17 protein-coding genes are annotated in these 18,364 nt (G+C 49.9%); 8 read left to right on the forward strand and 9 right to left on the reverse strand.

Annotated features, from left to right (window positions below):
* Positions 1-27: 27 nt before the first annotated feature.
* Positions 28-1,683, reverse strand: a complete 1,656-nt coding sequence (locus P1U47_RS04850; RefSeq protein WP_301027460.1) for an electron transfer flavoprotein-ubiquinone oxidoreductase — start codon at positions 1,681-1,683, stop codon at positions 28-30.
* Positions 1,684-2,068: 385 nt separating this feature from the next.
* Between P1U47_RS04850 and P1U47_RS04855 the strand changes: the two genes are divergently transcribed.
* The 3 genes from P1U47_RS04855 (at position 2,069) to P1U47_RS04865 (ending at position 4,499) form a co-directional block, all read left to right on the forward strand.
* Positions 2,069-2,818 carry an electron transfer flavoprotein subunit beta/FixA family protein gene (locus P1U47_RS04855; protein WP_301027461.1) on the forward strand — a complete coding sequence of 250 codons (750 nt, stop codon included), beginning with the start codon at positions 2,069-2,071 and terminating at the stop codon, positions 2,816-2,818.
* On the forward strand, positions 2,818-3,747 hold the full coding sequence (locus P1U47_RS04860; protein WP_301027462.1) for an FAD-binding protein: 930 nt from the start codon (positions 2,818-2,820) through the stop codon (positions 3,745-3,747). Before P1U47_RS04855 ends, P1U47_RS04860 begins: the two co-directional genes overlap by 1 nt.
* A 182-nt stretch (positions 3,748-3,929) precedes the next feature.
* Complete coding sequence (locus tag P1U47_RS04865) at positions 3,930-4,499, forward strand: YceI family protein (RefSeq protein WP_301027463.1); 570 nt, start codon at positions 3,930-3,932, stop codon at positions 4,497-4,499.
* 33 nt (positions 4,500-4,532) lie between these two features.
* On the opposite strand, the gene P1U47_RS04870 is transcribed toward P1U47_RS04865, so the two are convergent.
* The 3 genes from P1U47_RS04870 to P1U47_RS04880 all read right to left on the reverse strand — a co-directional run bounded on the left by P1U47_RS04870 (position 4,533) and on the right by P1U47_RS04880 (position 7,972).
* Positions 4,533-5,699 (reverse strand): cation:proton antiporter, encoded by a 1,167-nt coding sequence (locus P1U47_RS04870; RefSeq protein ID WP_301027464.1) that lies wholly within the window; start codon positions 5,697-5,699, stop codon positions 4,533-4,535.
* Between the two features lie 157 nt (positions 5,700-5,856).
* Positions 5,857-6,336, reverse strand: coding sequence for a DUF934 domain-containing protein (locus tag P1U47_RS04875; protein WP_301027465.1), 480 nt, complete (start codon positions 6,334-6,336; stop codon positions 5,857-5,859).
* Positions 6,329-7,972, reverse strand: coding sequence for a nitrite/sulfite reductase (locus P1U47_RS04880; protein WP_301027466.1), 1,644 nt, complete (start codon positions 7,970-7,972; stop codon positions 6,329-6,331). Before P1U47_RS04880 ends, P1U47_RS04875 begins: the two co-directional genes overlap by 8 nt.
* A 269-nt stretch (positions 7,973-8,241) precedes the next feature.
* Here P1U47_RS04880 and P1U47_RS04885 point away from each other — a divergent pair, with 269 nt between their 5' ends.
* Positions 8,242-8,373: a hypothetical protein gene (locus P1U47_RS04885; RefSeq protein ID WP_301027467.1), complete on the forward strand. Its 132-nt coding sequence runs from the start codon at positions 8,242-8,244 to the stop codon at positions 8,371-8,373.
* A gap of 501 nt (positions 8,374-8,874) precedes the next feature.
* Here P1U47_RS04885 and P1U47_RS04890 read toward each other — a convergent pair.
* From P1U47_RS04890 to metH, 4 genes are all read right to left on the reverse strand, one after another.
* A complete protein-coding gene (locus tag P1U47_RS04890; RefSeq protein WP_301027468.1) occupies positions 8,875-9,603 on the reverse strand; it encodes an SIMPL domain-containing protein in 729 nt (242 codons plus the stop codon).
* 53 nt (positions 9,604-9,656) lie between these two features.
* Positions 9,657-10,124, reverse strand: coding sequence for a hypothetical protein (locus P1U47_RS04895; protein ID WP_301027469.1), 468 nt, complete (start codon positions 10,122-10,124; stop codon positions 9,657-9,659).
* A 311-nt stretch (positions 10,125-10,435) separates the two neighbouring features.
* A complete protein-coding gene (locus P1U47_RS04900; RefSeq protein ID WP_301027470.1) occupies positions 10,436-10,666 on the reverse strand; it encodes a DUF2970 domain-containing protein in 231 nt (76 codons plus the stop codon).
* A 100-nt stretch (positions 10,667-10,766) separates the two neighbouring features.
* On the reverse strand, positions 10,767-14,465 hold the full coding sequence (gene metH, locus P1U47_RS04905; RefSeq protein WP_301027471.1) for a methionine synthase: 3,699 nt from the start codon (positions 14,463-14,465) through the stop codon (positions 10,767-10,769).
* Between the two features lie 149 nt (positions 14,466-14,614).
* Here metH and nfuA point away from each other — a divergent pair, with 149 nt between their 5' ends.
* From nfuA to P1U47_RS04925, 4 genes are all read left to right on the forward strand, one after another.
* Positions 14,615-15,217: a Fe-S biogenesis protein NfuA gene (gene nfuA, locus P1U47_RS04910; RefSeq protein WP_301027472.1), complete on the forward strand. Its 603-nt coding sequence runs from the start codon at positions 14,615-14,617 to the stop codon at positions 15,215-15,217.
* A 114-nt stretch (positions 15,218-15,331) separates the two neighbouring features.
* Positions 15,332-15,748 (forward strand): thioesterase family protein, encoded by a 417-nt coding sequence (locus P1U47_RS04915; RefSeq protein ID WP_366943115.1) that lies wholly within the window; start codon positions 15,332-15,334, stop codon positions 15,746-15,748.
* Positions 15,749-15,751: 3 nt separating this feature from the next.
* Complete coding sequence (locus P1U47_RS04920; RefSeq protein ID WP_301027473.1) at positions 15,752-16,216, forward strand: YchJ family protein; 465 nt, start codon at positions 15,752-15,754, stop codon at positions 16,214-16,216.
* A gap of 35 nt (positions 16,217-16,251) precedes the next feature.
* Complete coding sequence (locus P1U47_RS04925) at positions 16,252-16,995, forward strand: endonuclease/exonuclease/phosphatase family protein (RefSeq protein WP_301027474.1); 744 nt, start codon at positions 16,252-16,254, stop codon at positions 16,993-16,995.
* A 191-nt stretch (positions 16,996-17,186) separates the two neighbouring features.
* Here the strand turns inward: P1U47_RS04925 and P1U47_RS04930 are convergent, their stop codons facing one another.
* On the reverse strand, positions 17,187-18,266 hold the full coding sequence (locus P1U47_RS04930; RefSeq protein WP_301027475.1) for a 3-deoxy-7-phosphoheptulonate synthase: 1,080 nt from the start codon (positions 18,264-18,266) through the stop codon (positions 17,187-17,189).
* Positions 18,267-18,364 lie beyond the last annotated feature (98 nt).

The raw sequence follows: 18,364 nt of genomic DNA on the forward strand, positions 1-18,364 counted from the left end.
GAGCTGCCCTTTTTACGTTTTACGTACTCACATATTTGGGTAGTTGGGGCCGCCGAGGCCTTCTGGTGTTACCCAAATAATATTTTGCGCCGGATCTTTAATGTCGCAGGTTTTGCAGTGCACGCAGTTCTGGCCATTGATCTGGAACTTAGGAGTGCCTTCTGCATCCTCAACAACTTCATATACGCCAGCAGGGCAGTAGCGCTGCGCTGGTTCTGCGTATTTTGGTAAATTGTCGCGGATTGGCAGCTCTGGATCTTTTAAGGTCAGGTGGCAGGGCTGATCTTCCTCGTGGTTGGTATTTGATAGAAATACCGAGGTCAGGCGGTCAAAGGTGATTTTGTTATCTGGCTTGGGGTAGGTAATTTTCTTGCATTCTGCCGCCGGCTTCATCTCGGCGTGATCGGGGTGATCGTCGCCCAGGGTCCAAGGCAATTTACCATTAAACAAATTAATGTCGACAAAGGCGTAAGCAGAGCCCAAGAAGTTGCCCCATTTGTGCTGGGCTGGGCCAAAGTTGCGCTGATCGTGCAGCTCTTTATAAACAGAAGACTTTTCAAATTCTGTGGTGTATTCACCCAGCTCTCGGCCAGTTGCTTCGTTTTCAGTGATGGCTTTATGAACTACTTCTGCGGCGATCATGCCAGATTTCATGGCGGTGTGACTGCCTTTGATCTTGGCAAAGTTAAGGGTGCCGGCGTCACAGCCAATCAATAAACCGCCTGGGAAGGTCATTTTAGGTAGTGACTGCAAGCCGCCTTTGGCAATGGCGCGGGCGCCGTAAGAAATACGCTCGCCGCCTTCCAGGTATTGCATAACGGTAGGGTGCTTTTTAAAGCGCTGAAATTCTTCAAAGGGCGACAAATAAGGGTTGTCATAGCAAAGGTCGGTAATCAGACCAATCGACACTTGATTGTCTTCAATATGATAGAGGAAGCTGCCACCAGCGGCGCCATTTTCAGCCAGGGGCCAGCCCGCGGCGTGCATAACCTTGCCTTCTTCGTGCTTGGCGGGGTCGATTTTCCACAGCTCTTTAATACCCAAGCCATAGTGCTGGGGATCTTTACCTGCGTTTAGGTCAAACTTCTCCATTAGGCGTTTGCCGAGGTGGCCACGGCAGCCTTCTGCAAATAGGGTGTATTTGGCGTGTAATTCCATGCCTGGCATATAGCTGTCTTTCTCGCTGCCGTCAGCCGCAATACCCATATCGCCGGTGACAACGCCTTTTACGCTGCCGTCTTCATGGAATAGTACATCTGACGCGGCGAAACCTGGGTAAATTTCAGCGCCCATGCCTTCGGCTTGTTCGGCCATCCAGCGGCACAAATTGCCTAGGCTAATAATATAATTGCCTTCGTTGTGCATGGTTTTGGGCACAGCAAAGCCCGGTACCTTGATCGCTTTTTCGGCACTGGTCATATAATAAATGTCGTCGCCAGTGACGGGGGTATTCAGTGGAGCGCCTTTTTCTTTCCAGTCGGGGAATAGCTCGTTCAGCGCTGTAGGTTCGAAAACCGCACCAGAGAGAATGTGGGCACCAACCTCAGAGCCTTTTTCAACAACACAGACACTGATGTCTTTGCCGGTGCTTTCGCTCAATTGACGGATTCTACAAGCTGCCGCTAATCCGGCGGGGCCAGCCCCAACGATCAGGACATCAAATTCCATTGATTCGCGTTCCACAGACGTTCTCCTATGTATGCTAAGTAGCATTGCCCTTTAATGGGGCGATTTGTGGCTAATTAAAACGACAAATTATAAAACCAAGGGCTTTAAAACGCTACTTTAAGCGTAGTTTAATTATAAATGTTTTATGTTAAATGGAATTCGCTGTGTTATAAAAATCTATTTAATTACAATGAGTTGCTAATTTCGGTAACTATTATAGTTAGCAGGCGTATAGACAGTATTTGTGTTGTGAATACCCTACTTTTATTGACCTTAGGGCGTATACGCGTCAATATAACCGCGCTTTTTACCGAGGCATTGTCTGCTTGGATCTGATTACAGATTCGCTGCGTAGGGACAATAGCCATTTCATTCCATTTACGCGAGTACTGGGGAATCCATGAAGGTTCTGGTTGCTGTCAAACGAGTAGTTGACTACAACGTAAAAGTGCGTCCGAAGTCGGACGGCACAGGCGTTGATCTGAATAATGTCAAAATGGCCATAAACCCATTTTGTGAAATTGCGATTGAAGAAGCTGTTCGCCTGAAAGAGAAAGGCGTAGTGACTGAGATTGTTGCTGTGTCTATCGGCGCAAAAGTCAGTCAGGAGCAGATTCGTACCGCTCTAGCACTGGGTGCTGATCGCGGTATTCTGGTAGAAACTGACGTAGAAGTTCAGCCCCTGGCAATTGCCAAGCTGCTGAAAGCCGTTTGCGACAAAGAACAGCCACAGATGGTTATTCTTGGCAAGCAGGCAATTGATGGCGATAACAATCAGACTGGCCAGATGCTGGCTGCCTTAACCGGCATGTCTCAGGGCACGTTTGCCTCTGAGGTTGTGGTTGACGGCGACAGCGTTACGGTAACTCGTGAAGTTGATAGCGGTTCACAGGTTGTTAAATTGTCACTGCCTGCGGTAATCACTACCGATTTGCGCTTAAACGAGCCTCGTTATGCTTCACTGCCTAACATTATGAAGGCCAAGAAAAAGCCAATGGATGTGATGACACCTGAAGAATTGGGTGTGGACGTCACTCCTCGCGTTACTACTTTGAAAGTAGAGCCGCCAGCAGAACGTCAAGCTGGTATTAAGGTTGCGGATGTCGCTGAACTTGTTGATAAGCTGAAAAACGAGGCGAAGGTAATCTGATGAGTATTTTAATTCTTGCAGAACACGATAACGCCTCTATTAAAGGCGCTACGCTAAATACAGTTGCCGCTGCTAAAGCAATTGGTGGCGACATTGTAGTACTGGTTGCGGGCGAAGCTTGTAGTGCAGCCGCAGAAGCTGCTGCAAAAATTGACGGCGTTAGCAAAGTGCTGGTTGCCGACAATGCTGCTTATGGCCACCAGTTGGCAGAAAACGTCAGCTTGCTGGTTGCCGAGCTTGGTAAAGACTTTAGCCACATTCTGGCACCTGCTTCAACCTCGGGTAAAAACACTCTGCCACGCGCAGCGGCTTTGCTCGATGTAGCGCAGATCTCCGAAATTATCTCTGTAGAAAGCGCCGATACCTTCAAGCGCCCAATCTACGCTGGTAACGTTATTGCCACAGTGCAATCGTCTGACGCCATTAAGGTGATCACCGTGCGTACTACTGCGTTTGACGCTGTTTCTGCCGAAGGCGGCAGTGCAACAGTTGAAGCCGTTGCCAGCGCGCACGATGCAGGTACGTCTAGCTATGTTCGCGAAGAAGTTGCGAAAAGTGACCGTCCTGAACTGACTGCCGCAAGCATTGTTGTCTCTGGTGGTCGCGGTATGCAAAATGGCGACAACTTTGCCATGCTGTACTCGCTAGCCGACAAGCTCGGCGCTGCTGTTGGTGCGTCACGCGCCGCAGTTGATGCCGGCTTTGTACCCAACGATATGCAGGTTGGTCAAACGGGTAAAATCGTTGCACCAGACCTGTACATCGCTATCGGTATTTCTGGTGCGATCCAGCATTTGGCTGGTATGAAAGACTCTAAAGTCATTGTTGCTATCAACAAAGACGAAGATGCACCTATCTTCCAAGTCGCAGACTATGGTCTGGTTGCCGACTTGTTTAATGCGGTACCTGAGCTTGATTCCAGCCTATAAACTGTAATTAGCTCGTAAAAAGCCCGGCTCTGCCGGGTTTTTTTTCGCCTGCTGATTCTCACGTCTGTTTCTTTAGGCAAGGAATCATTGCGGGTAATACTTGTCTGGTTTATTACAAAATGTAAAGCTGGCTTTAGATTGATACTGGTCAGGTGTTATTGGATCTCAATGAGGGAAGGAATATGAAGCAATTGGTGTGTGTATTAGCGCTGGCCTTACAAGTTGGCGCACTTAACGCGATGGACTTGCAGGCCGATAGTTCAAAGCTGAGCTTTGTTACAATTAAAAATGACGCCGTTGCCGAAGTAATGAGTTTCTCAGAGCTGTCTGGCAAAATTGATCCGGCCACCGGCGCTGCAGAGATTAACGTTGATTTAAAAAGTGTGGTGAGTGGCGTTGGTATTCGCGACAAGCGTTTGCGGGAACAACTCTTTGAAACCGATCGTTTTCCGGTCGCTAAGTACACCACCAACATCGATATGGCGCAGTTAAATAAACTGCAAGTTGGCGAGCAGTTGGCCACGAGTTTAACTGGCGACTTGAGCATGCACGGTGCTAGCGCAGCACTGAACTTTGATGTTGTTATTAGCAAACGCAGTGACGGCGCATTTCACGCCGCAACGGTAGCGCCAGCATTGATTAATGCTAAGTCTTACGAATTGCTTGCTGGTGTAGGCAAATTGCGCACAATGGCGGGTCTTGCGAGTATTGGCTTGATGTATCCGGTGACATTTTCGGTAGTCTTCAAGTAGCAGCACGTTAAAACGGCGTCTTACGTTGCGGCGCTAATCCCGCCGCAACTTGTCAGAAATACCAATCGGCGTAGGGTAGTTTAAAACCACGATATAAGACGACACCACAAAGCTGATAATGGCCGTAGCCTGAATTAGATGCGACGCCTCACGGCCGATTAAGGCCATCTCTGTAGCAACATAGGCAATGAGTAGCGAAAACTCGCTAATTTGGCCCATTCTAAAACCCAAATCCCAAGCCAGTTTTTTAGTTTCACTCATGCCGTGGATTAAGTAGCGGAAAATAACCGGTTTGAGCCCCAGCACCAGCGCGGCAAGAATAGATGCCGGTACAATAATTTCGCTCAGCAAGCCCAAGTCGAAACGCGCCCCCAGTGAAAAGAAAAACAGAATCAGGAAAAAATCCCGCAGCGGTTTAAGGCTTATCGCGATGTATTGGGATATCGGGCTGGTCGCAAGGCTAATACCACCAAGAAACGCGCCTATTTCAGCAGATAAGCCTAGGGCATGGGCGGCTTCCGTCATACCTAAGCACCAGCCGATGGCGAGCAGAAAAATATACTCGTGAAAGCGGTCAAAGCGGCTTAGCAGCGGCAGCAAAATAAAACGTACCGCTAAAAACGCAAAAGCAACCAAAGCGGGCAGGGCGATGAGGGCTTTAAAGAGGTTTGTGCCAGAAAACTCCCCAAGGCTCATGCTGAATAGAATCATTAGCACAAAGATCGCGATTAAATCCTGTAGCAGTAACAAACCGACCATCAGCTCACCAGTGCGGCGGTGGTGTAAGGCGGTAGTTGGCAGCAGTTTAATACCAATAATCGTGCTGGAAAACATCATGGCGGCGCCAACCACCAAGCATTCATTACTGTTAAAGCCAAAGCTGGCGGCGAGGGTGTAGCCTATTAAGGCAAAGGCCAAAGAGCTAATAAGGGCGACTACCGTGGCCTTTTTAAGTGTGCTCAGCAGCGCCTTGGGCTGCATGTCTAGGCCGAGTAAAAATAGCAAAAAGATAATGCCGAACTCGGCAATCTCGGCTAGCAGCTTTACGTCTGTTACCCAGCCAGTGCCGTGGGGGCCAATAATGGCGCCGAGGGCGATATAGGCAATGAGTAGCGGTTGACGAGTGAATAGGGCGATTGAGGCGAGAACGGCCGCGCCACTAAATATTAGGAAAAACGACGATGTTAAACTCGCTTCCACGGCTTAAACCTCTTGGCGGGGCGGGTGAAACTTCATAATCACATAAGCGCGCGTGGCTAAACAATAGGCGCGTAGATTATTGGGGTTTATAAAGTCGAGACGTATAAAGCAAAATGCCGCCAATGGAGGCGGCATTTTGCAGGCTAGCCCGCTGCGCTTAGCGGCGGCGAAAGATCGGCAGGCTTTGATCTATTGAGGGCTGGTAGGCATCGCTAAAATCATTAAAGCTGGCCAGTGCCTCGTCAAGTTCGTCGCTTTGCAGCGCAAAACTATTGAAGCCGCAGCGCTTAAGGAAATACAGCTGGTCCCGCATAAAGTCGCCAATCGCGCGCAACTCGCCGTTAAAACCGTGCTGTTCGCGCAATTCGCGACCATAGCTAAAACCGCGACCATCGGCAAACTTGGGGAAGTCTACCGCAATCAGCGCAAAGCTATTAATGTCGGCGCCCAAAAGTTTGGGGGACTGGTCGCTCGCTAAAAATACCGCGATACCACCAAGTGCCAGCAGTGCATCTTTATGTGCTTGCCACAGGCTTAAAGGCACGATGACGCCGCCGGTAGTAGGCAGGTTTTCGGTGTCGCGCCAAACCTGCCAGCTATCCTCAACAACATTGAGGTCTTTAATAATCTTAGGCATATGCACGCTCCTTAAATGGGTCCATACCTACGCGGCGGAAGGTGTCTAAAAAGCGCTCTTCTGGCTGGCGAAGTGATACGAAGGTTTCGAGCACTTTTTCAATCACATTAGGCACCTCATCTTGGGCAAAGGAGGGCCCAAGAATCTTGCCGATCGAGGCGTCTAAGCCCTGACTGCCGCCAAGGGATACCTGATAAAACTCCTGACCTTTTTTGTCCACACCCAGAATGCCGATATTGCCAATGTGGTGGTGACCACAGGCGTTCATGCAACCCGAGATATTTAGTTCTACTTCACCCAAATCATAAACGTAGTCTAAATCTTCAAAACGACGCTGAATAGCTTCGGCAATGGGGATAGACTTGGCATTAGCCAGCGAGCAGAAGTCACCGCCTGGGCAGCAAATAATGTCGTTTAAGGTGCCAACTACGGGGGCAGCGACCTCTAATTCAACTAGCTCTTTCCACAGCGCGAATAAATCTTGCTGGCGAACATCCGGCAGTACAATATTTTGCTGATGCGTGCTGCGAATTTCGCCAAAGCCGTAGCGCTCGCCTAAATCGGCAATCACTTCCAGTTGCTCTGCTGTCACATCGCCAGGGGCGACGCCGGTGGTTTTAAGCGCCAAGGTCACAATGCGATAGCCCGCGACTTTGTGAGCGTGGGTGTTGTGCTGCAACCAGCGCGCAAAGTCGGCATTTTCCAAGGCAAGGGCTTGCATGTCTTGCTGTGGCAGGGATTCGTAAGCTGGCGGCTGAAAGAAGGACTGAGCGCGACTGATTTCTTCATCGGTCAGGCTCAGGGCGCCATCTTTAATATGCGCCCATTCTTTCTCGACGTCGGCTTTAAACGCCTCTGCGCCCATGGCGCGCACCAAAATCTTGATACGGGCCTTAAATTTATTGTCGCGACGACCAAGCTGGTTATAGACCCGCAAAATCGCTTCAAGATAGGTCAGCAAGTGCTTTGGCTCTAAAGCCTCATTAATCACGCTGCCAATTACGGGGGTACGCCCCAAACCGCCGCCAACAATAACCTTAAATGCGGTGTTGCCGGCAGCGTCTTTAACAATTTGCAGGCCAATATCGTGAACCATAACCGCAGCGCGGTCAGACTCTGAGCCACACACCGCAATTTTGAATTTACGTGGCAAAAACGCAAACTCAGGGTGGAAGGTCGACCACTGGCGAATAATTTCGCAGTAGGCGCGAGCGTCTTCAACCTCGTCGGCGGCCACGCCAGAGAATTGGTCGGCAGTGACGTTACGAATACAGTTGCCGCTGGTTTGCACCGCGTGCATCTCTACTTCGGCAAGTTCTTCCAGAATATCGGGCACTTCTTCTAGCTTGGGCCAGTTCAGCTGCACATTCTGACGCGTACTGATGTGGGCATAACCCTTATCGTATTTGCGCGTAATGCTCGCTAATTTACGCAACTGCTCAGCATTGAGGGTGCCGTAGGGCACGGCGATGCGCAGCATGGGCGCAAGGCGCTGAATATAGAGGCCATTCTGCAAACGCAAAGGCAGAAACTGCTCATCGGTAATTTTACCTGCGAGATAGCGCTGGGTTTGGTCGCGAAACTGCGCGACACGCTGACTGACAAGCTGACGGTCAAAGTGGTCGTAAGCGTACATAGAAACCTTTGTCGTAAGTGTTTAGGCGGGTCAATACTGCTCGTTTGGGCATGTAATTAGCTTGAGCCGGTTTGTAGCGAGCTTAATGGTAAAGGCAAAGGAAGGCTTTCGCTAACGAATTTTCTGGGTAATGCTTATACGTAGGGTCGATAAGACACTTTATTGCTTGTAAATTAGCTCAACCACGGAGAGTTTTCTTGCTACAATGCCCGCTGAATTTTAACGCCGAATTTCGGTTTCCCAAATATACCCCCATTCAAGAGGCTACTATGTCTGATCATACGTCTGAGCAAACCGAAGAGCAACGCGGCGACAACTTCGCTGATGCCTGCGCCGCCATCGCCATTTTGGCCCTAGTTGTTGGTACTGCAGTGTACTGGTTGGCGGGCATGCCTTCTTAATCAGCCGCTGAGTGTGAGGGATGTGCAGATTTAAGCGCTGCCCTTAAACGTTAAAATCCTCGCTTTTTAGCGGGGATTTTTTGTTTTGGGGCACTAAATCTACGCTCGTATTATTTGAGCTATTTCAGCATTCGCCGCTTGGCCTCACTGTTTGTAAGGGTTTGGCCTTTATAGATAGCGGATTCACCGCAAAAAATTCCTCCAATTATCAGTTTTCGCGCGGCCATGCACCTGCAATCAGTAAGTGAACAGTAAACTGGGTAATCATGCCCGATGATTAGTGTTGATGCTTTCGATTGAAGAGGGCTAGCCGTTATTTTCATGTTTGGCACAAATTCGAGTGGTAGCTCGCATTTTTTCATTGGATTTTCTCGTATACCGAAGTTTGAATGCGAATTGCGAATAAGTGCGCAATCTTCCCTGAATACGTTGAGTTAAGCCGCCCGTGGCAGCCGGAACGGTTGCTGGCAAAGCTAGTCTCATAATCATGTAGTATTCATTTTATTTCAGAAAATAAACGACAAATACTTGTGCTCGCGCAACCATTTTGCCGGGTTCGAAGCTCTCGCTATCGGGCCGTTGTAAATCAGCCATCGCCATTATTCGTCCCGCTTTCCCTTCTATTCGTCTACTTGGATGAAGGCTGTAGCGCTCTTCACCTCTAGTTGGTATTTCTGAAATCGAAAATGGCTTGCCGAGTGTCATCCCTTGTACGGCAGCGATTTGCGTGGCGCGATTTTTTGCGTCGGCAAAAGCTTTTACTAATGCTTCATCAGCTAAAGCCTCGCCATTTGAAACCGATAGCGTTGTATGAATTGTTTTGCTGATATTTGCGGCAATTAATGCAGACATAATATCTTTGTATTTAGTAAAGTCATTTACCTGAATATCTACTTGCCTTGAGACTCTCGTGCCTATGGTAATACGCTCACCGCTTTCAAATTTAGTTACCGGAGTAATGTTTAAAGGGGTGGACGATATTGCATCGGGATTTATGCCTAGATTGATACAGGTATCAATTAAAATTCTTGATCTATTTTCTATATCATTTCGGCTGCTGGAAAGGTCCCCATCTGAGCTGTCTAGAAGAACGGAAAAATTAATCGTATCCGCGTCGACTTCAATTTCTGCGGAACCTTCTACATATACATGGGGTTTGTCTGGGAGCGGTGATGCGATGGAATATGCTGGTATAAATATAAAAATGAAGATACTTAATATTTTATTCATAAAAATCGTTCCCTCGGCTTATATAAATTTTGGTTGCGTAGTTAAGGGCTTATTTACCTTGCTTTGCCCGCCTCTAGAATTGGCAAGCCAGCTTCTGTAGGGATATATATTCGTTCACCTTTGCCATCCTGAAGGCCTTTTATCCAAATATACCTAAGATATTCGACATTGCCCTTTAATGACTCGCCGATAATACGATTTGACTCGGCGGCCGCTTTCGCCCGCTCGATATCTGCTAAGCCTTCCGCTTTGGCGCGTACTATTTGCGCCTTTCCTTCTGCTTCGGCTAAGGTAACTCTTGCATTTGCCTGCATCAAAGATGCAGTTTCTTTCGCCCGCGCTTCTTCGATTAATATTTGCTTCGACCACTCTGCTTCTTTAAGGGCAGCTCTTCCGTGCATCTCCATTCGATATAAATTGTATTTTGGCCATGCCCAAAAGGACATGCCAATTATTGCTATGGTGGCAAAAAATAAAAAAATAATTGAACCAAGTGCTAGCGCTTGTTTATTTTGATACATCAGAAACTCCGGTTGCAAAGTAAGAGTTTGTGCAAAGTTTTGGGTGAAAAAATATGCTTTTGGACGGTGCTATATTGAATAGTGAGAGAGAATCGGATGTTTCTGATTGCAAAAAATAATACAAATGATTGTAGATGTGGTTGGTGCCGTTGGAGTTGAATGTGGGCAATGATGACGCTGTTCGTAATCCCTGAACATGTTTTCACATCCTTATGCGGGAGGCCGTAATATTAGGGCCAAAAATATTTTTAAAGTAGTACTTTTAGAGTTGGGGTAGGGGTGCTAATTGACCTAAAGACGCTAAATGAACCTCAACCCGCCTGCTTCAATACCACCTGCACAACCGTCACCACGCCGACGATAAACAAGCCGACAAAAATAATAGCAGTAATGATGTAATTGCGTAAGCGGCCGTGTTTGAAGTCGCGCTCGCGGTTGCGGCTGCTTTGTACGCCAAAGGCACCAGAGAGTATGCTGCCGACTATTGTGAAGGTGCTTGGCTTACGTTCTTCCTTTTGTTCATCTTGCTTGTTTTCGCTCATGGTTTATGTCCTTTAAAGCCTATTCGCTCGCCGAAATTTTTGGGTCGCCGAGACGGGTTTTTATTCCGGCCTCGGCCCCGCCGCTAGCATCCCATATCCGCTATGGATCGTAATCCAAGTTAGGCGACAGCCAGCGTTCCATGGTTTTCATTTCCATGCCCTTGCGGGCGGCGATGTCTTCCACCTGGTCTTTGCCAATTTTGCCTACGGCAAAGTAGCGCGACTGGGGGTGGGAGTAGTAAAAGCCACTCACCGCCGCCGCGGGATGCATCGCAAGACTCTCGGTTAGGATAATGCCGGTTTCGCTGGTTGCGTTTAGCAAGCGGAACAGGGTTTCTTTCTCGGTATGGTCTGGGCAGGCGGGGTAGCCTGGCGCTGGCCGAATACCGCGATATTTCTCTTTAATTAATTCGTCGTTGCTGAGGTTTTCGTCACTCGCATAGGACCAGTATTCCTTGCGTACCCGCAAATGCAGGTGTTCGGCAAAGGATTCGGCCAAGCGGTCGGCCAGCGCTTTCACCATAATGGCGCTGTAGTCGTCGTTGGCGGCGATGAATTTCTCTGCCAGTTCATCTGCGCCTAGGCCAGTAGTCACTGCAAAGCCGCCGATATAATCGGTTTTACCGCTGTCTGTCGGGGCAATGTAGTCGGCCAAGCTCATGTGCGGCTTGTCGTCGGGCTTTTGCGCTTGCTGGCGCAGTTGGTGCAGGGTTTCAAGTGCTGCCGAGCCATCAGGGTTCATCACTGTGATGTCGTCGCTGCCACTGCGCTGGGCGGGCCAGAAGCCGATAATGCCATTGGCCTGCAACAGCTTTTCTTTAATGATGCGGTCGAGCATGCGCTGGCCGTCGTCAAACAGATTGCGGGCGGCTTCGCCAACAATTTCATCGTTGAGAATTTTGGGGTATTTGCCCGCCAAGCCCCACGAGATAAAGAAGGGCGTCCAGTCGATAGTTTCGCGCAGGGTTTCGAGGGGGTAGTCCGCAAAGGTGCGGGTGCCCAAGAAGCTGGGTGCTGGCGGCGTGTAATTGGCCCAGTCGGTCACAAAGCCGTTTTCGCAGGCCATTGGATACGTCAATAAGCGTTTTTTACCTTGGCTGCCAGCGCGGCGGGCGCGAACCCGCTCGTATTCGTCTTTGCGCTCGGCGACAAAGTCAGCCTTCATGTCTTCGCTGATCAGCTGGGTGGCAACCGCCACGCTGCGCGAGGCATCGGGCACATAGACCACGGCATCGTTCTGGTATTTTGGTTCGATCTTAACCGCAGTATGGGCCTTAGAGGTGGTCGCTCCACCGATCATCAGCGGAATGGTAAAGCCCTGACGCTGCATTTCGCTGGCAACGTGAACCATTTCATCTAGCGACGGTGTGATGAGCCCGCTAAGGCCGATGATATCGACTTTCTCGCGCTTGGCGGCTTCCAAAATTTTGTCGCAAGACACCATTACGCCAAGGTCGATAACCTCGAAGTTATTGCACTGCAGCACTACGCCTACAATGTTTTTACCAATATCGTGAACATCACCTTTCACAGTGGCCATAAGCACGCGGCCATTGGCTTTGGCGCCAACCGCTTTACTGGCTTCGATAAAGGGGTTGAGGTAGGCCACGGCCTGTTTCATTACCCGCGCCGATTTAACCACCTGGGGCAGGAACATTTTGCCGTCGCCGAATAAATCGCCAACCACGTTCATGCCGTCCATCAAGGCACCTTCGATCACGTCGATGGGCTTAACAGCGGCGGCGCGGGCTACTTCGGCGTCTTCTTCAATATAGGTCGAGATGCCTTTGACCAGGGCGTGTTCGATGCGTTTTTCAACTGGCCATTCGCGCCATGTTAGGTCTTCTTTGTTTTCGGCGGTGGAGCCGTCGCCACGGTATTTGTCGGCAATATTCAGCAGACGCTCGGTGCTGTCATCGCGGCGGTTGAGAATAACGTCTTCGACGTGATCCCTAAGTTCTTTCGGCAGGTCGTCGTAAATCGCCAATTGGCTGGCGTTTACAATGCCCATGCGCATGCCAGCTTTAATAGCGTGGTAAAGAAATACCGAGTGAATCGCCTCGCGCACGGGGTTATTGCCCCTGAATGAGAAGGAGACGTTAGAGACCCCGCCGGACACTATCGCGTAGGGCAGCTCTTTTTTGATGTAGGCAGTGGCTTCGATAAAGTCGACGGCGTAGTTATTGTGCTCGTCGATGCCGGTGGCCACGGCAAAGATGTTGGGGTCGAAAATAATGTCTTGCGGCGGAAAGCCGATCTCGTTGACCAGAATATCGTAGCTGCGTTTGCAAATTTCAGACTTGCGTTTAAAGGTGTCGGCTTGGCCGTCTTCATCAAAGGCCATCACCACCACGGCGGCGCCGTATTTCATGCAGGCGCGAGCGCGGTCGCGAAACTCGTCTTCGCCTTCTTTCATCGAAATGGAGTTAACGATGGGCTTGCCTTGAATACACTTCAGGCCCGCTTCAATTACTTCCCACTTAGAGGAGTCGACCATAATCGGCACCCGGCAGATATCCGGTTCCGAGGCGATTAAGTTTAAAAAGGTGACCATGGCATGTTTGGCGTCGAGCATGCCTTCATCCATGTTGATGTCGATCACCTGGGCGCCGTTTTCAACCTGCTGGCGGGCAACCGAGAGGGCAGCGTCGTAGTCGTTTTCTAAAATCAGGCGTTTAAATGCCGCTGAGCCGGTGACGTTGCAGCGCTCGCCCACGTTCACAAACAGCGAGTTGGCGTCGATATGAAAGGGCTCTAAGCCAGATAGGCGGCAAATAGGTTCGCGCACTGGGAGCGGGCGAGGTGCAATGCCGTCCATCGCTGCGCCAATGGCTTTGATGTGCGCTGGCGTGGTGCCGCAGCAGCCGCCGACTAAATTAAGAAAGCCGCGCTCGGCAAACTCTTTCAGCTCGCCGTGCATATCTTCTGGGGTTTCGTCGTATTCGCCAAATTCATTGGGCAGGCCAGCGTTGAAATGGCCGCTAAAATAGCAGTCTGACGCTTCGCAAAGTTCTTCTACAAAGGGGCGTATCTCGCTGAACCGGCGGCCACAGTTGGTGCCAATGATGAGCGGCTTGGCGTGGGCAATGGAGTTCCAGAACGCGGTTGGCGTTTGTCCAGATAAGGTGCGACCACTGGTGTCGGGGAAGGTCACCGAGATCATGATTGGCCGTTCGTCGCCGGTGTCTTCAAAGTATTGCAGCACTGCATAGACAGCCGCCTTGGCGTTGAGACTGTCGAAAATCGTCTCAATCATTAGAATGTCGGCGCCGCCGGTAATCAGACCGCGAGTAGCTGCGTAGTAATTCTCTACTAATTCATCAAAGTGAGTATTGCGCGCGCCGGGGTCGTTTACGTCTGGTGAAATAGACGCGGTGCGCGGGGTGGGCCCAATAACACCGGCAACAAAGCGGGGCTTGTCGGGGTTGAGCGCAGTTGCAGCATCTGCCACTTCACGGGCCAGTTCAGCGCCAGCACGGTTTAACTCTTCGGCAATTTCTTGTAGGTCGTAATCGCCCTGGGCGATGGCGGTGGAGTTAAAAGTGTTGGTCTCAATAACATCGGCGCCAGAGTCGAGGTAGGCCTGGTGGATTTCGCGAATAACGTCGGGGCGAGTTAGGGTGAGCAGGTCATTATTGCCCTTGAGATCGGTGTGGAAATCGGCAAAACGCGCACCGCGATAGTCAGCTTCTTCCAGCTTGTAGCTTTGAATCAAGCTGCCCATAGCGCCGTCAATCACCAGTATTCGGTTTTTGAGGGCGGTAGTAAGTTGGGCGGTGCGAGAGGTAGACTGACTCATGAATATCCTGATAATTTTAAACGTAATAAGCAAAAGCGCTGCACGGACTGTGGCCGGCATGGGCTTCGTGGTAAACTACGCAATTCTAACAGATACTCGGCCCAGCATAGAAATTGTTTGGCAAAACAGCGGTATATACAGAGGTAATTATGTCTACAGAGCAAACAGCCGTTAATTTGACGATTACAGAGTCTGCGCAGGACTATCTGGCCGAATTGCTAGCAAAGCAAGACGACGTCATTGGTGTGCGGGTGTTCATTACGCAGCCAGGTACGCCTAAGGCGGAAACCTGTATTGCCTATTGCCGCGACGGCGATCTAAACGACGCCGATATCATTCGGGACTACCCCAAGTTTAAGGCTTATTTTGATGGCCGCAGCGTGCCATTTTTAGACGAAGGTTTTATCGATTACGCCAGCGACCGCATGGGTGGCCAGTTAACCATTAAGGCGCCAAACGCCCGTCTGCCAAGGGTTAGCGAAGACAGCCCGCTGGAAGATCAGATTAACTACGTGCTTTACAACGAAGTGAATCCATCTTTGGCTGCCCACGGCGGCGAAGTATCACTGCTGGAGATTACTGAAGACAAACTGGCGGTACTCAAGTTTGGTGGCGGCTGTCAGGGTTGCGGCATGGTTGATGTTACCCTTAAAGAAGGCGTTGAAAAGACGTTGCTAGAGAAAGTGCCAGGCCTAGCCGGTGTTAAAGACAGCACCGATCACACTAATACCGATAATGCTTACTTTAAATAGTCATAAAGCCGGCTAGCTAGTTACTCGCTGTTAGGGTCGGATTTTAAGGGCTGGCTAGATATTAGTGCGAATCCCGACTCCGTTCAGTGGGTCGGGCATATCAAGGAAATCCCCATGCAACTTCAACACTCGCGTACCGATATTCAAGTGCGTTTTTCGGACTTGGATATTATCGGCCATGTCTCTAATAGTTATTACGCCCAGTATTTTGACTTGGCGCGGGTGACGTTTTTTCGGCAAATTGCTAAACAGCTCGGCCGCGAGAATCCCGCGCATGTGGTGGCGAGTGTCAAAATGGATATGTTGCGTGAGATTTGCTTTGACGACACCGTTGTTGTTGATACGTGGTGCTCGCATGTTGGCACCAAAAGCATGACCATTGAGCACCTAATTTATGCTAATGGTGAAAAAGCCACTACCTGCCAAACGGTATTAGTGGGTTTTGATCGCGAAACCCGCACGTCAAAGGCCTTGCCGACCGATTGGGAAGCCAGCGATGTTAGCGGTGTTATTCCGCCCCGCAAGGATTAAGTTTTGCACTGTTATTGCGGCAGTGGCCTCGGTTTTCTGGAATGCTGTGAGCCTTATATTAGCGGTGCGCGGCTAGCGCCGACCGCAGAGGCCTTGATGCGCTCACGCTACAGTGCGTTTAGCGCTGGCAATGCCGCGTATTTATTGGCAAGTCTTCATCCCAGCAAACGCGCGTCAGAAAGTCTCGAGAGTTTGAAACAGAGTTTTAGTGGCACGCAGTGGTGCAGTTTGCGGATTATATCTTCAAGGAATGGCGTTGTCGGGCAGGCCAGTGGCGAAGTTGAATTCGTTGCTTTTTATCGCAGTGGCGAAGAAATTAGTCAATTACATGAGCACTCGCGCTTTGTTTGCGAAAACAATCAGTGGCTATACTGCGATGGCGACATGTTGCCGGCGTTGAAATTAGGTCGCAATGATGACTGCTGGTGCGGCAGCGGCCTGAAACTAAAGAAGTGCCATCCTGACTAAGGGACTGTGTTCCTTTCCGACAGAGTAGCGTATTGATGACAGTAATAAGAGTTTTGTCTTATAACGTCCACAAGGGCTTTTGCTCGGCAAACCGGCAGTTTCTCTTAGACCAAATTCGCGAAAGTATTCGCAGTGTTGATGCAGAACTGGTGTTTCTTCAGGAAGTGGTTGGCGAAAATAGCCAACACGCGGCGGAGCTTGAAGACTGGGTTGATGAGAGTCAGTTTGAATACCTCGCCGATACTGTGTGGCCACACTTTGCCTATGGTAAGAATGCGGTTTACGACCACGGTCATCACGGCAATGCCATTCTTAGTAAATACCCCATTATTAGTAGCGAAAATGTCGATATCTCACTGTATCGCCGATCCCAGCGGGGTTTGTTGCTAAGTGTAATTGAACCGGGCATCTATGTAATTTGTGTACATATGGGCTTGTTGGGCTGGGAGCGCCACCAGCAATTTAATTTGCTCACTAAATTAATAAATGAAAAAGTACCCAAAGATGCGCCGCTGATTATCGCCGGTGATTTTAATGATTGGAGCGGCGCCCTGCATTTGCGGTTTAAACACAGCTTGAAGCTGCGCGAAGCCTCGCTGCAGGCCAATGGTAAACTCGCCAAAACCTTTCCGGCTAAGCGGCCAATATTGCGACTCGATCGTATTTATTTTCGGGGTTTTCAGGCGCTCTCTGCCAAGCGCTTAAGCGGTGAGCCGTGGCGCTCGCTGTCGGACCACTGCGGGCTATACGCCGAGCTCAAACTGCACTTGCCGGTGTAATAACAAAAGCAGACTGCTAACAGCGTTAAGCAAAAAAAAGCCCCGATAAATCGGGGCATAAAAACCTTGAGCATCAAGGTGTAGAAGCACCTGTCTTACGCTGCGATGCTTATCTTGGATCACCTAGATGACGTAAAAATGAAAAAAGCGCCCGAAGACGCTTTTTATACTGCTATGTGCGCTCGTTGCTATTAACGTGCGCGTTTTGGCAGTACGTCTTTCAAACGCTCGCGCATAGTGCGCAATGCGGTTTCAGTTTCGTCCCAGCCAATACAGCCATCGGTAACCGACACGCCGTAAGCAAGCTTGGACAGATCTTCGGGTATGCTTTGGTTGCCGGCGTTGATGTTGCTCTCAACCATCAAGCCAACAATCGAGGTATTGCCCTCAATCACTTGGTTAGCCACATTTTCGATAACCAGCGGCTGCAATTGCGGCTGCTTGCTCGAGTTCGCATGGCTGCAATCGACCATGATGTTGAGCGGAATACCGGCCTTGGTCAATTCTGCTTCGCATAATTTAATATGCACTGAATCGTAGTTGGGGCCTTGGCTGCCACCGCGAAGCACTATGTGGGTGTAAGCGTTGCCGGTGGTGTGAATAACCGCCACTTGGCCTTCGCCGTTAATGCCCAGAAAGCGGTGGGGTTTAACTGCTGAACCAATCGCGTTAACCGCAACGGTTAAGCCGCCGTCGGTGCCGTTTTTAAAGCCAACCGCAGAAGACAGGCCACTTGCCATTTCGCGGTGGGTTTGTGATTCGGTAGTGCGTGCGCCAATGGCAGACCAAGCAATGCAGTCTTGCAGGTATTGTGGCGAAATTGGGTCGAGGGCCTCGGTAGAGGTCGGTAGGCCCAGCTCGCTGATGTCGAGTAGTAATTTGCGACCAATGTGCAGACCTTCTTCAATTTTGAAGGTGTCGTTCAAATACGGGTCGTTGATTAAACCTTTCCAGCCCACAGTGGTGCGGGGCTTCTCAAAATACACGCGCATAATAATAACGAGGGTGTCGCTGACTTCATCGGCCAGCACTTTTAAGCGCTTGGCATAGTCCATCGCCGCGTCAACATCGTGAATAGAGCAGGGACCAACAACCACAAACATGCGGTGATCTTTACCGTCGAGAATATCTCTAACGGTATCGCGGCCCTGGGTCACGATCTCTTTGGCGCGATCGCTCATTGGCAGCGCGGCTTTTAAACGTGCTGGGGTAATCAGCACTTCCTGTGCGGTGACGTTTACATTTTCAATTTTTTTTTCGATGCTAGACATAAGCCTTCCGGTTAGGCGGATAGTATAAAATACGCTAAGCCGACCATTCTAACTGAAAATAGCGGCAATTGAATATCCACGGTGGCTTTGCCTAGGTA

The organism is Zhongshania sp., from assembly GCF_029212375.1.
In the GTDB taxonomy this organism is placed as follows: domain Bacteria; phylum Pseudomonadota; class Gammaproteobacteria; order Pseudomonadales; family Spongiibacteraceae; genus Spongiibacter.

Bases quoted from the DNA above. Each gene is read 5' to 3' on its own strand.
- P1U47_RS04855 (WP_301027461.1), top strand. From the start codon at position 2,069: ATGAAGGTTCTGGTTGCTGTCAAACGAGTAGTTGACTACAACGTAAAA.
- P1U47_RS04860 (WP_301027462.1), top strand. From the start codon at position 2,818: ATGAGTATTTTAATTCTTGCAGAACACGATAACGCCTCTATTAAAGGC.
- P1U47_RS04865 (WP_301027463.1), top strand. From the start codon at position 3,930: ATGAAGCAATTGGTGTGTGTATTAGCGCTGGCCTTACAAGTTGGCGCA.
- P1U47_RS04875 (WP_301027465.1), bottom strand. From the start codon at position 6,336: ATGCCTAAGATTATTAAAGACCTCAATGTTGTTGAGGATAGCTGGCAG.
- P1U47_RS04880 (WP_301027466.1), bottom strand. From the start codon at position 7,972: ATGTACGCTTACGACCACTTTGACCGTCAGCTTGTCAGTCAGCGTGTC.
- P1U47_RS04885 (WP_301027467.1), top strand. From the start codon at position 8,242: ATGTCTGATCATACGTCTGAGCAAACCGAAGAGCAACGCGGCGACAAC.
- P1U47_RS04890 (WP_301027468.1), bottom strand. From the start codon at position 9,603: ATGAATAAAATATTAAGTATCTTCATTTTTATATTTATACCAGCATAT.
- P1U47_RS04895 (WP_301027469.1), bottom strand. From the start codon at position 10,124: ATGTATCAAAATAAACAAGCGCTAGCACTTGGTTCAATTATTTTTTTA.
- P1U47_RS04900 (WP_301027470.1), bottom strand. From the start codon at position 10,666: ATGAGCGAAAACAAGCAAGATGAACAAAAGGAAGAACGTAAGCCAAGC.
- metH (WP_301027471.1), bottom strand. From the start codon at position 14,465: ATGAGTCAGTCTACCTCTCGCACCGCCCAACTTACTACCGCCCTCAAA.
- nfuA (WP_301027472.1), top strand. From the start codon at position 14,615: ATGTCTACAGAGCAAACAGCCGTTAATTTGACGATTACAGAGTCTGCG.
- P1U47_RS04915 (WP_366943115.1), top strand. From the start codon at position 15,332: ATGCAACTTCAACACTCGCGTACCGATATTCAAGTGCGTTTTTCGGAC.
- P1U47_RS04925 (WP_301027474.1), top strand. From the start codon at position 16,252: ATGACAGTAATAAGAGTTTTGTCTTATAACGTCCACAAGGGCTTTTGC.
- P1U47_RS04930 (WP_301027475.1), bottom strand. From the start codon at position 18,266: ATGTCTAGCATCGAAAAAAAAATTGAAAATGTAAACGTCACCGCACAG.